Origin of the sequence: Massilia sp. CF038 (genome assembly GCF_900129765.1) — a bacterium.
Lineage (GTDB): Bacteria > Pseudomonadota > Gammaproteobacteria > Burkholderiales > Burkholderiaceae_D > Telluria_A.
Genome location: NZ_FQWU01000008.1, coordinates 85,964 through 96,993, shown reverse-complemented (window position 1 = coordinate 96,993; position 11,030 = coordinate 85,964). Strand labels below are relative to the sequence as shown.

The window sequence follows — 11,030 nt, the reverse complement described above, 5'->3', positions numbered from 1 at the left end:
ATAATTTAAGTATTCAAAGACCGAGGTCTTTGGCACCTTCATCAAACGCCCACACTTATCGACTGTTAATTGTTAAAGAACTTTATTCGGTACTGCCTTGCTGCCTGGTACGAAGCGTTGTGTTCGTAAGCAGCAGAGAGGTGAGATTATGCAGCGTTTCGCGTACTTCGTCAACTCTCTTTTTTACTGCGCTATCTCTTTCGAAACAGCCCGCTTTTCAGCGGGAGGCGAACTATAGCAAAGGCGCCAGAGGCTGACAAGCCCGACACGAAATTAATTTGCAACGCGCATAGTAAAGACAACGTAACAAGGACTAAGTTCATTTCAAGGCCGCTGCCTTTACCTGCGCCAGACTGATAGCCGAGCTGAGCTGCACTTGACCGCGCAAAGCTCTCGAGGATCGAGGATCACTTCCGGCGTAGAATTGCTTGCAGTTACTATAAGGAATATCAGATGCCAGAGCTGACCAACGTTGTGAAGACCTTCCCTTCGGCCCGAATTGAATCGCATTCGGGCGGTCTGGCTGTTGAAGTTGCACTGATCGCGCAGCTGATGCATGGCTCGGGAAATCACCTGTTTGCCAGCGTCTCTGCACGCCAGCAGGCGCACCAGGAATTCATCGACGAACTCGATGAGCCGTCGGCCAAACTGGGAGGCACCGACTTTGACAAGGGCGACCCGACCTCGCTGTATTCCTTTGTCGTCGGCCCCAAAGGCCACCCGTTCCACCGGCACGCAGGGCACCGCGTGTTCACTGCCGTTTCGGGCAGCGGCGGCGCCCAGTTGCGCTTTTCCAGCGCGTCCATGGCCCAGATCGAGGCCGATCCGCACAACTTCATGCGCGCCCTCCAGTTCATCAACATTCCACCGGACTGCATGTTCACGGTCCGTTTTGGGGGCGAAACCTGGCACCAGTTCGCGCCGCTGACGCCAAACTCGATTCATCCGGTTTTCTTCGCCCTGTCCTGCCATACCAATGAGCTGGGCGGCGAGCTGCCCGAAGCACTGCGCGCACAGGTCATTGCCAACGAGGCGACTATTCCGTCCCTCACCACGCTGCTGCCGCAAAACGTGCAGGATCTGCTTGCCACATCATTGGCGCAGATGCGCGTATCGACCATTGACCTTTCCCTCGATGCACCACCGGGCACGGTGCAACGGGCTGTTTGCGGCTCTGCGCGCGGCACTGCTGGCGTGATTCTGGGTGCATGGGGGCGTTGGCGCGGCTCGCGCGGCTACGTATCGGACCAGGCCAGCCGCAGCCGCGTGATCGAGCTGCCAAGCCTGCCCGCCGATTCGCTGCTGCGCACACAGTTTGCCGACGAAGCGCTCCACCACGAGGATACCTTCGTGCTGACACTCGACCTTGCCGCGTTCAAGGAGACCAATGCCACTGCCCTCCTGAGCGCCGTACTTGACGGCTTCATGACCGCGCCGCCGACCAGCGTGGCGCGTCTGATGGCGCTGCGAAACGTGCTGGTGAAACCGATCGGCCTGCGCACCTCGCCCTTGGGCTGCCCGGTGTCGTCGCTGCTGTCGCCGGACAAAAGCAGGCTGTTTGCCAACCGCTTTCCAGTGCTCGATCAATTGGTGGATGCGCATAACCTGCGCGCGCAGGTCATCCTGGGCGCAAATGACAAGCACCTCATTTTCCGGTCATGTGTGGGTGTGAGCATCATTGAAGGCAGCCGGGTCCAGGTCACCCTGGGAACGCGCGTGCGCTGCAAAAATCTGTTCGGGCGCTTTTACATGGCCGCGATTGACCGCGTGCACCGCTCCTACGTCACGCCGATGATGCTCAGCGCAGCGGTTGGCTTTGCCGCAGGCAGTGCGCAACAATCCTCACTGCCTGCAACCCAGGCGCTTTAGATTTTCAGGGGGGGGCTGTACTGCAGACGCAGAAGTTTGCCGTTGCGGTCGTCCGCGATGTACAAGAAGCCGTCCGCGCCTTGGCGTACATCGACCGGCGCGCCGGTGCTGTTCGGCCCTGTGCGCCAGCCCGATACCAGATCGACCATCTTCCCCAGCGGTGCGCCGCTCTTGTCTGCCATTAGCGCGACGATGCGGTGCCCGTTTTGCCGATAGCCGTGCAAGCCGACGATCAGGCTGCGCTGATACTGCGCCGGGAACGCTTTGCCGGTATAGAACACCATGCCCAGTGGCGCTGAATGCCCGGGCAGCAGGCGCACCGGCGCGCGGTAACTTGCTGCGCAGCGGGCGCCCGGGTATTCCGGACTGGCGACATTGCTGTCGTAGCAGTACGGCCAGCCGTAGTGGGCACCGCGCTCGATCAGATTGAGTTCATCGTGGGGCAGGTCGTTATCGTTCTTGAGCGTGGGGATGGCCGACTTCAGGGCGTCGCGGCCATTGTCCGCCTGCCATAAGGCGCCTGTCGCCGGGTGCACTGCCAGCGCGACCGAGTTGCGCAGGCCGCGCGCATGTACGTCCCACGAAACCACGGTCCCCGCCGGCCAGCGCATCACGTATTTGCGCAGCAGGCCAACACCGTCCGCGCCCTCGCCTTCGGCGCATGGCTGGCTTGCCACTGGCGCCACATTTTTCGGGCCTTCGCAATGGTCGCTGGATGAGCCCACATTCACGATCAGATTGCGCTCGCTGTCAAACAGCATTGCAGTCAGCGAGTGCAGACCGCGGCCGGGCAAGGCTGGCTGCGACGATTTACCGCCCACCACATCGACTGCCGTTGCCACGGGATCGGTCAGAGCAAAGCGGAAAATGCGGCCAACTTCGCCCACATACACCAGACCGTCAGGACCGAGCAGCACCGAGTGCGGACGATTGAGCCCCTTGAACAGAACGGTTTGCGCGTAGCTGTCGCCAGTGCGCTTGAACAGCGACACCATGCCGTGCCCCTTGGTCCAGCCACCCATTTCGGTGACCACCAGATCGCCATTGGGCATCGGCAGAATCCCGCGTGGATAATTGAGCTTTTGCGCGACGATGCCAACGCAAAAACCCGGCGGCGTGGTCACGTCCAGCCGCGCCAGGCCGCCACAGGTGTCGGCTGCCATGGCGCCGCCACTGCCAACAAGCGCTGCGGCAAAAAGGATAGCGCGGGCAGGTGTGCGTACCGCCATGGTGCTTACAGTCCCTCGAAGTTGGGTGGGCGCTTGGCCAGGAAGGCGGACATGCCCTCTTTCTGCGCCGGCGTGCCAAACGCAGCGTGGAAGTAGCGCCGCTCGTAGCGTACACCTTCGGTGAGGGTGGTTTCGAAGGCGCGGTTGACACTGTCCTTGATGGCCATGGCGACGTTGACAGACATCGACGCGATCGTCGTTGCCGCCGCCAGCGCCTCTTCCATCACCTTGTCCGCCGCCACCACGCGCGACACCAGGCCTGTGCGTTCGGCTTCGGCTGCATCGATCATGCGCGCCGTCAGCAGCAAATCCATTGCCTTCGATTTGCCGATCGTGCGCGGCAGGCGCTGGGTGCCGCCGGCGCCAGGCGTCACGCCGACCTTGATTTCCGGCTGACCAAACCTGGCCGTATCGGCCGCGATCAGGAAGTCGCACATCATGGCCAGTTCACAGCCGCCCCCCAGGCAGAAGCCCTGCACCACACCAATGACGGGCTTGCGCACATTGAGGATATGCTCCCAGTTGCGGCCAATGTAATTACCGCTGTAAGTGATGCCGTAGTCGTATTCGGCCATGGCCGCAATGTCGGCGCCTGCTGCAAAGGCCTTTTCGCTACCGGTCAGGATGATGCAGCCAATGGCCTTGTCGGCATCGAACTTGTAGAGGGCGTCGCCCAGCTCATTCATCATGTTGTCGTTCAGCGCGTTGAGCGCCTTGGGACGGTTCAGGCGAATGACCGCAACGCGGCCATGGGTTTCAATCAGCAGATCCGAGTATTCCATACGATGTACCTTTGTCAGTTAAATGAGCCAATGTGCGATTGTAGCGCCTGGCGCGTGCTTATTGGGCGCGCGGCATCAGCACCCATAACTGGCCGCGCTGCTTCATGCGGCCAGCTTTTTCCATCGCGTCGTAGCCGAAGCCGAAGAAGAAATCGGCGCGCACTGCGCCGCGAATGGCGCCGCCGGTATCCTGGGCCATGACCAGGCGCCGCATCGGTACCTCGCTGCCCGATTCCGTGGTGGCCAGAAAAATCGGTGCGCCCAGCGGCAGGAAGCTCGGATCGACCGCCACCGAACGGCCACCCGTCAGCGCCACGCCAAGTGCGCCTTTCGGTCCGGCGCCAGGGTCAGCCAGACGCTCTTCGCGGAAGAACACATAACTGGGATTGACGTTGAACAGCTCCTGGCGGCGCGACGGATTGGCGGCAATCCAGGCCTTGATGCCTTGCGCGGTGGCCTGCTCGGGCGTCAGTTCGCCCTGATCGATCAGCCAGCGGCCGATGGCCTTGTATGGGTGGCCGTTCTGGTCCGCGTACGATACCCGCACCGTTTCGCCAGCGTCGGTCAGTTGCACGCGTCCGGAACCTTGCACTTCAAGGAAAAAGGCTTCTACCGGATCGTCGACCCATAGCAGTTCCTTGCCAGCGATGTCGGCGCGCGCGATCTCCGCGCGGCTGCCGTAGGGGACGACTTTTTTGCCGACCAGGCGCCCACGCAGGCGCTTGCCCTTCAACTCCGGGTAGACGCTGGCCAGGTCCACGGTCAGCAGGTCGTCCGGCACCTTGTACAGCGGGGTCTGGAATGCACCGCCCTTTTTACGGGCACCGCGCAGCATCGCTTCGTAGTAGCCGGTGATCAGGCCCGTATCGGCACCGTCGGCCGCGCGTATCTGATTGGGCACGAACCAGGATTCAAAATAGCTGCGGATGGCCGCTTCATCGCTGGCAGCGACAGTACGCGCTGCGCTGCACGCCTGCTTCCACTCGTCCTTGCGGATCAGGACATTGCAGGATGCGAGAAACGGCGGCCACGCCTGGCGCAAGTCATCCTTGTCCCAGCCCGGCAAAGCGCTGAAGGTGGACGGCGTCATCAGCGGCGCTGGCGGGGCGACCGGGGTGTCCACCGGTGGCACCGGCATCACCGGCGGCGGCATGGTCACGGGCGGCCGGGGCGTTGGCAGCGGCGCTGGCGGCTCGACCGTGGTACATGCGGCCAGGGCCAGCGCAACGAGTCCTGGCAAAAGAGGTAAACTGCGTCGGATTGAGGACATAGGAACCGTTATGTGGATTTTAATGTTGGAAGCCGGCGTGGCATTCTTCCTGCTGGTGTTTATCGTGTGGTGGACCATGTACCAAGGCAAAAAGCCGGAAGATCAGGCGCCTGCGCCGAAAATCGAGAAGCAGCCGCCGACCGAGCCGCCAGCTGGCTGATCAATGCAGGGTGCGTGGCAGCGACAGCACAAACTCCGGAATTTTCGCTTCGAACTGATGGCCGTCTTCAGCCACGCAGAAATACTCGCCGTACATGGAACCTTGCGCGGTAGCGAGCTGCGTGCCGCTCGTGTACTCAAACTGCTCGCCAGGCTTGAGCAAGGGCTGATGCCCCACCACGCCCAGACCGCGCACTTCCTGCACCTTGTTGCTGGCGTCCGTGATAACCCAATGGCGTGAAATCAGCTGCGCCGGCACGGTGCCGGTGTTTTGAATATTGATGGTGTACGTGAACACGAAATGGTCACGGGCAGGATCGGACTGCTCTTCCAGGTACTGGGTTTTGACGGTCACGGTGAAGTCGTAGGCGGACATCGGTTTCCTCTGCTGTATTCGATCACTGCATGATACCCCGCACGGCCGATTCAGTCACAGCGCAATACCTGGCCGGATGAAGAGGGTAAAATAACGGATCTTAATTCAAAGCAAGACCACGCCATGACCACTTTCCGCATCGCTCCCAGCATTCTGTCCGCCGACTTTGCCCGCCTGGGCGAGGAAGTGCGCAATGTCGTCAGTGCCGGCGCCGACATCATTCACTTCGACGTGATGGACAACCACTACGTGCCGAACCTGACCATCGGTCCGCTGGTATGCGAAGCGATTCGCCCGCATGTGCAAGTGCCGATCGACGTGCACCTGATGGTCAAACCGGTTGACCGCATCATCCCCGACTTTGCCAAGGCAGGCGCCAACATCATCACCTTTCACCCCGAAGCATCCGAGCATATCGACCGCTCGCTGCAGCTGATTCGCGATAACGGCTGCAAGGCTGGCCTGGTATTCAATCCGGGTACGCCGCTGCACTTCCTGGACCATGTGATGGACAAGATCGACATGATCCTCATTATGTCGGTCAATCCAGGCTTTGGCGGCCAGTCCTTTATCCCGGAAGCGCTGAAAAAAATCGCGCTTGCACGCCGCAAAATCGATGAATCGGGCCGCGACATCATGCTCGAAGTCGATGGCGGCATCAAAATCGAAAACATCGCCGCCGCGGCAGCCGCTGGCGCCGACACCTTCGTGGCCGGCTCGGCGATTTTCGGCAAGCCCGATTACAAAGCGGTCATCGACGCCATGCGCGTCGAGCTGGCCAAAACGGGCAAGTAATGGCGGCGGACGGCAGCGCGCGCTCCGTCCACCTGCGCGCGCTTTTGTGGCGCCTGCATTTCTGGGCCGCGCTGCTGGCATCGCCATTCATTCTGGTGGCGGTCCTGACCGGCATCCTGTACATCTTCACACCGCAGATCGAAGCCTTGCGCTATCAGGCGCTGGATCATGTGGTACCGGCAGGCGCCATGCGGCCGCTGGACGATGCGGTGGGGGCAGCGCGCGCTGCGGCTCCGCCAGGCTGGCGACTGCGCCAGGTGCTGCCCGCTTACGCGGCGCACGACACCGTCAAGGCCCAATTTGAACAGGGCCCGTCGCCACACGCCGGGCACGAAGGCCATGCCGAACCTGCCGCTGCCGGGCCCATCACCGTCTACGTCAACCCCTACACAGCCGAAGTGGCTGGCACACTTGCCAACGAAGAGCGCTTCGGCAACTGGTCGATGACACTGCATTCGCGACTGCTGCAAGGCGACGGCTGGCGCTGGATGATCGAACTGGCTGCCAGCACCATGATGGTCATGCTGGTCACGGGTGTCATTTTATGGTGGCCTTCGTCGCTCAAAAAAGGCCTGCCGCGCGCGAGCGCACGCGGGCGCGGCGCATGGCGGCAGTGGCACGCTTTTCTGGGCGTGGCACTGGCCCTGATCACAGTCACCATTCTGCTCACCGGTCTGACCTGGAGCAAACATGCCGGCGAACAGATACGCCACGCACGTGACGCCGTGGGCCAGGCTTCGCCCGCCGTACCGCGCATGACGTCGGCAGCAGCCCGTGCGCGGGCACCGCTGTCCTGGCAGGCGGCCTGGGATGCCGCCCGGGCACAGGCGCCCGATGTCGCGCTGCGCATCACTGCGCCGCGCGATGCCCAAGGTACCTGGCGGATCGGCGCGAACGATCCGGGCCAGCCCTTCAAACGGTTCGATCTGCTGCTGGACGCGTACGACGGCAAGCGCCTGTACACCAGCGGTTGGGACCAGCTAAGCGCTTTTGGCAAGGCGACTGCGATTGGCATCCCCTTTCATCGGGGTGAATTCGGCTGGTGGAATCAGGCTCTCTTGAGCGTATTTGGCGCCGGCGTCCTGTTTTCCCTGGTATCGGGCTGGGTCATGTATTTCAAGCGCCGCAAGGGCAGCGGGTCGGCGCTGCCACCTCTTCGCCAAGGTGCGTGGGCGGCCGAGGGCATCAGGCTCGCCCCGTTTGCCGTGCTGGCATGCCTTGCCATGCCGGTGTTGACGCTGTGGGCGGGCGCGGTGCTTGTCCTTGAGTCACTGCTGGCCCGCACAAAGCCCGCCAGCGCTTGAAGCTCGCCACGAAAAGCAAAAACCCCGAATGCCGGTGAAGGCATTCGGGGTTCGGAAAAGCGAGCGGTGTTTGCTACCGCAGTAAGGCTTAGCCCTTCATGAAATCGAGCTGAATCTGGAAGGTCGAACGGTCGTTCTTGACCGCTTCGACTGCCTGCGCACGGCTGGCAGCGCGCTGCTCGGTATCGAACTGGTTCACGTGCAGCGAAGGCACATTCAGATTGCGGCCAGCGTAACCGGCTGGTGCGGCGGCAGTCACGGCGATGCTGGTAATGGCGGCGCTGGCGGCTGGCAGGTCGGCTGCAAACGAAGTACCGGTAAAGGCAACAGCGGCGATGGCGATAAACAGTTTCGATGCGTTCATGGTGATTCTCCTGACTTTAGCGTGGCGTCGCTGGTGGGCGGCGTTGATAAGCGGTATCGCCTATCCATGGAACGAAGTCTATCGCCTTCTCTTTCCGCAATAAAGACTGCGGAGCGCAATGCACTATTGCCAGCTTCGGCACAATCGAGCCCGACCATGCTTTCGCCCACAAAAAGACAAGAATTTTCCAAATACCGGCTTTTTCTCTGTCGAAAATTCTTACGATTCGTAGTATTTTTTCTATGTTTTTTGACAACTATCAATATCTCGTCAATAAAATCATCGGTTTAGGTGCTGTGGCCCAGAACTTGCTGTATTGACGGCACACTCAATAATGTTTCGGGGTGAGGTTTCAACATTTCACACTTGGAGAATTAATATGATTAATTATGCAAAATGGGTAGCCGCGGTGGTGCTGGCAGCATTGAGCCTTTCTGCAAACGCCGCCTATATCGTTGGTGGCGCAACGGGCGCTATCGCGTCCGACAGCGAGCAGTGGGCGTGGGACGGGTCGTACATGACGGGCTTCCGTTCGGCGTTGAGCAACCCGCTCAACTTTGGCCCGGGCGGGGTGGTCAATCGCAGCATCATCACCACGGATCTGGCAGTCGTTGACAATGCCACCCTGTCGGGCGTGAACATGTTTGTCGGTTCGTGGAATTCCGACACGCAGGGCGGCATGTTCTCGGCCGCCGTGATGAACTTCTTCCTCAATGGCGGCGACCTGCTGCTCTTGCAAGACGATAGCGGGCATGACGCCATTGGCAGCGCCTTGGGCCTGGACACGAGTGGAAGCACCGGCTCTGACTCGAATGGCGGCGCACCGCTGTACAACGGCGCATTCGGCACAGCGAACAATGTCCACCAGCTCTATTTGGTCGGCAAACTCGACGCCGCCCAAATCGCCGCGCACAATGGCCATATCGGCGGCACCAACGCCAACGGAGAAATCACGTCGGCCTACTGGGCAGCCGGTGAATACGCAGTCGGCGCAGGCGCTTTGTTCATCAGTGCCGACGTCGACATGATCGCCACCACCGATGGCGTGTGCGGCCTGTTGTGCGGCGCGCACTATGGCACCGGCGGACTGGGAGGTGGCATGGACGACAACGCGATCTACGCCTTGAACACCTTCAGCTTCCTGCAGTCGAATGGTGGCACGGTACCAGAGCCATCGGGCTTCCTGCTTGCCGCGACGGCTCTGCTTCTGATCGTTATGCGTCGGCGCAAGGCCTGAGGATTGAAACGGGCCGACGGCAAATCAGCTTGTACTAAGCGTTGCCTTGACGTTTGCGTGCTGCGAGCAAGCCAATTAGTCCAAGGCCCATCAGGAAACCGGTTGCTGGTTCAGGCACGTCGCGCATCTCGGTGATGTTGCCCCAATTAGCGTAAATAACATCGTCTTTGATGCCGTAGCCGACGAAGAAGGACGACTCGAGGAGTCGGCCTTCGGCGAGCAAGGTGCGCAATGAGGTGTTGGCCGGTTGATTGCCTTCAAATGTAAACCGGAGCTGAATTCCCTCGACGTTGAACCCGGCCGGTGCTTGAGTCTCCGAAATCGACCCGCCGGTATTCCAGCCGTTCCCACCGAGCATGGTGACGATCGTATAACCAGGGAAGTTCGTGTGGGTATACGCCAAGCTGTCCGTAAATTGGATCAGATTCGCGCCAATACGCGCGTAGCCGCTGAATGCGCCGTTATAGTTGGTTAAATCTGGCGATTCGCTTACGGCCCTCGTCTCGTCAAACTGAAATTGACCTTCAACAGCCGTTCCGCCTGGGTAGACGCGGATTAAGTTTGCCCAATCCTGGTCTGATTCGAGCGTGGCCGTGTATGAGTAAGTCAGTGGTGATGCGCTCACTTGTGCAGAGAACAGCAAGGCGACGAATACCGTGGCCAGGCGGATAAAATTCATTAGATATCCATATCGAAAGGTTGAACGAAATGCAATCTTAACCGAGATGTGCGTATTTATCTACAAGCCACTCAAGACCAAAGATGACGCGTGTAGGATAAAATTCGGCATCCTTCAGCAGCCGAATCCATGTTCATTCATTCCAGTCATTCCGAGCATCACCCCATCCGCGCCGTGATCGTCGACCTTGACGGCACCATGCTCGACACCGTCCCTGACTTTCATGTCGCTATTAACGCCATGCGCGCTGAATTCGACATGCCCCCTATCACCAGCGAGGCGGTCGCCCTGTTGGTCGGCAAAGGCTCGGAAAATTTGATTCGCGGCGTGCTCGCTCTGGATCTGCCCGCAAACCAGGTGGAACAGCATTTCGACCAGGCGATGGCCGCCTACCAGCGCCACTACCTGGCCATCAATGGCAATCACAGTGTGCTGTATGACGACGTGATCGCCGGGCTGGAAGCGATGAAAGCGCAGGGATTGCGCATGGCGTGCGTGACCAACAAACCGATCGCCTTCGCCACGCCCCTGCTTGCGCAAAAAGGCCTGGCCGCCTATTTCGAGCTGGTGTACGGCGGCGATTCCCTGCCCCGAAAAAAACCGGACCCCATGCCACTGCTGCAGGTCTGCGCCGATTTCGCCCTTGAGCCGCATGAGGTGGTGGCCATTGGCGACTCCTCCAACGACGCCGAGGCCGCACGAGCCGCGGGCTGCTTTGTCTTGACAGTTCCGTATGGATACAACCACGGACGGTCTATACACGAAATCGATTCCGATGGTATAGTTACCACGCTGTTAGAAGCAGCAACCATGATAAGTTCGCACAACCACACCGCAAACTGAACCACAAATACATGTTTTTCATCAAAAAACACAATGTCACACAAACCGGCTCGATTGAGGCCTGGCTTTGGCGACGCTGGCAATCCTGGGCTAAGTAACCCGTATTGATTGCTGTCGGCTGCC

12 protein-coding genes are annotated in these 11,030 nt (G+C 60.2%); 6 read left to right on the top strand and 6 right to left on the bottom strand.

Going from position 1 to position 11,030, the window contains the following annotated elements; genetic code table 11:
* Positions 1 to 453 precede the first annotated feature (453 nt).
* Positions 454 to 1,869 (top strand): DUF2867 domain-containing protein, encoded by a 1,416-nt coding sequence (locus tag BUC24_RS25940; RefSeq protein WP_073223570.1) that lies wholly within the window; start codon positions 454 to 456, stop codon positions 1,867 to 1,869.
* On the opposite strand, the gene BUC24_RS25935 is transcribed toward BUC24_RS25940, so the two are convergent.
* The 3 genes from BUC24_RS25935 to BUC24_RS25925 all read right to left on the bottom strand — a co-directional run bounded on the left by BUC24_RS25935 (position 1,866) and on the right by BUC24_RS25925 (position 5,150).
* Positions 1,866 to 3,032 carry a PQQ-dependent sugar dehydrogenase gene (locus BUC24_RS25935; RefSeq protein WP_229448860.1) on the bottom strand — a complete coding sequence of 389 codons (1,167 nt, stop codon included), beginning with the start codon at positions 3,030 to 3,032 and terminating at the stop codon, positions 1,866 to 1,868. The genes BUC24_RS25940 and BUC24_RS25935 overlap by 4 nt on opposite strands.
* 71 nt (positions 3,033 to 3,103) lie before the next feature.
* The gene (locus tag BUC24_RS25930; protein WP_073223566.1) at positions 3,104 to 3,880 is read right to left on the bottom strand and encodes an enoyl-CoA hydratase; all 777 of its coding nucleotides are present in this window, start codon (positions 3,878 to 3,880) and stop codon (positions 3,104 to 3,106) included.
* Between the two features lie 58 nt (positions 3,881 to 3,938).
* Entirely contained in the window at positions 3,939 to 5,150 is a 1,212-nt protein-coding gene (locus tag BUC24_RS25925; protein ID WP_073223564.1) for a murein transglycosylase A, read from the bottom strand.
* A 10-nt stretch (positions 5,151 to 5,160) separates the two neighbouring features.
* Here BUC24_RS25925 and BUC24_RS27070 point away from each other — a divergent pair, with 10 nt between their 5' ends.
* The gene (locus BUC24_RS27070; protein WP_178372627.1) at positions 5,161 to 5,310 is read left to right on the top strand and encodes a hypothetical protein; all 150 of its coding nucleotides are present in this window, start codon (positions 5,161 to 5,163) and stop codon (positions 5,308 to 5,310) included.
* On the opposite strand, the gene apaG is transcribed toward BUC24_RS27070, so the two are convergent.
* A complete protein-coding gene (gene apaG, locus BUC24_RS25920; RefSeq protein ID WP_073223562.1) occupies positions 5,311 to 5,685 on the bottom strand; it encodes a Co2+/Mg2+ efflux protein ApaG in 375 nt (124 codons plus the stop codon).
* A 123-nt stretch (positions 5,686 to 5,808) separates the two neighbouring features.
* On the opposite strand from apaG, the gene rpe reads away from it, so the two are divergent.
* Together rpe and BUC24_RS25910 are read left to right on the top strand one after the other, a co-directional pair.
* Positions 5,809 to 6,480 carry a ribulose-phosphate 3-epimerase gene (rpe, locus tag BUC24_RS25915; RefSeq protein WP_073223560.1) on the top strand — a complete coding sequence of 224 codons (672 nt, stop codon included), beginning with the start codon at positions 5,809 to 5,811 and terminating at the stop codon, positions 6,478 to 6,480.
* Complete coding sequence (locus BUC24_RS25910) at positions 6,480 to 7,784, top strand: PepSY-associated TM helix domain-containing protein (protein ID WP_073223558.1); 1,305 nt, start codon at positions 6,480 to 6,482, stop codon at positions 7,782 to 7,784. The genes rpe and BUC24_RS25910 overlap by 1 nt, the downstream gene beginning before the upstream one ends.
* A gap of 88 nt (positions 7,785 to 7,872) precedes the next feature.
* Here the strand turns inward: BUC24_RS25910 and BUC24_RS25905 are convergent, their stop codons facing one another.
* Positions 7,873 to 8,148 (bottom strand): hypothetical protein, encoded by a 276-nt coding sequence (locus tag BUC24_RS25905; protein WP_073223556.1) that lies wholly within the window; start codon positions 8,146 to 8,148, stop codon positions 7,873 to 7,875.
* 379 nt (positions 8,149 to 8,527) lie between these two features.
* On the opposite strand from BUC24_RS25905, the gene BUC24_RS25900 reads away from it, so the two are divergent.
* Positions 8,528 to 9,385 carry a PEP-CTERM domain protein gene (locus BUC24_RS25900; RefSeq protein ID WP_073223554.1) on the top strand — a complete coding sequence of 286 codons (858 nt, stop codon included), beginning with the start codon at positions 8,528 to 8,530 and terminating at the stop codon, positions 9,383 to 9,385.
* 34 nt (positions 9,386 to 9,419) lie between these two features.
* On the opposite strand, the gene BUC24_RS27145 is transcribed toward BUC24_RS25900, so the two are convergent.
* Positions 9,420 to 10,064, bottom strand: a complete 645-nt coding sequence (locus BUC24_RS27145; RefSeq protein WP_073223552.1) for a PEP-CTERM sorting domain-containing protein — start codon at positions 10,062 to 10,064, stop codon at positions 9,420 to 9,422.
* Positions 10,065 to 10,193: 129 nt separating this feature from the next.
* Here BUC24_RS27145 and BUC24_RS25890 point away from each other — a divergent pair, with 129 nt between their 5' ends.
* Positions 10,194 to 10,907, top strand: a complete 714-nt coding sequence (locus tag BUC24_RS25890; RefSeq protein ID WP_073223551.1) for a phosphoglycolate phosphatase — start codon at positions 10,194 to 10,196, stop codon at positions 10,905 to 10,907.
* The last annotated feature ends 123 nt before the right edge of the window (positions 10,908 to 11,030 follow it).

Excerpts from the sequence above, each read along its gene's own strand:
- BUC24_RS25935 (WP_229448860.1), bottom strand. The coding sequence starts at position 3,032 with ATGGCAGCCGACACCTGTGGCGGCCTGGCGCGGCTGGACGTGACCACG.
- BUC24_RS25930 (WP_073223566.1), bottom strand. The coding sequence starts at position 3,880 with ATGGAATACTCGGATCTGCTGATTGAAACCCATGGCCGCGTTGCGGTC.
- rpe (WP_073223560.1), top strand. The coding sequence starts at position 5,809 with ATGACCACTTTCCGCATCGCTCCCAGCATTCTGTCCGCCGACTTTGCC.
- BUC24_RS25890 (WP_073223551.1), top strand. The coding sequence starts at position 10,194 with ATGTTCATTCATTCCAGTCATTCCGAGCATCACCCCATCCGCGCCGTG.
- BUC24_RS25905 (WP_073223556.1), bottom strand. The coding sequence starts at position 8,148 with ATGAACGCATCGAAACTGTTTATCGCCATCGCCGCTGTTGCCTTTACC.
- BUC24_RS27070 (WP_178372627.1), top strand. The coding sequence starts at position 5,161 with ATGTGGATTTTAATGTTGGAAGCCGGCGTGGCATTCTTCCTGCTGGTG.
- BUC24_RS25925 (WP_073223564.1), bottom strand. The coding sequence starts at position 5,150 with ATGTCCTCAATCCGACGCAGTTTACCTCTTTTGCCAGGACTCGTTGCG.
- BUC24_RS25910 (WP_073223558.1), top strand. The coding sequence starts at position 6,480 with ATGGCGGCGGACGGCAGCGCGCGCTCCGTCCACCTGCGCGCGCTTTTG.
- apaG (WP_073223562.1), bottom strand. The coding sequence starts at position 5,685 with ATGTCCGCCTACGACTTCACCGTGACCGTCAAAACCCAGTACCTGGAA.
- BUC24_RS25940 (WP_073223570.1), top strand. The coding sequence starts at position 454 with ATGCCAGAGCTGACCAACGTTGTGAAGACCTTCCCTTCGGCCCGAATT.
- BUC24_RS25900 (WP_073223554.1), top strand. The coding sequence starts at position 8,528 with ATGATTAATTATGCAAAATGGGTAGCCGCGGTGGTGCTGGCAGCATTG.
- BUC24_RS27145 (WP_073223552.1), bottom strand. The coding sequence starts at position 10,064 with ATGAATTTTATCCGCCTGGCCACGGTATTCGTCGCCTTGCTGTTCTCT.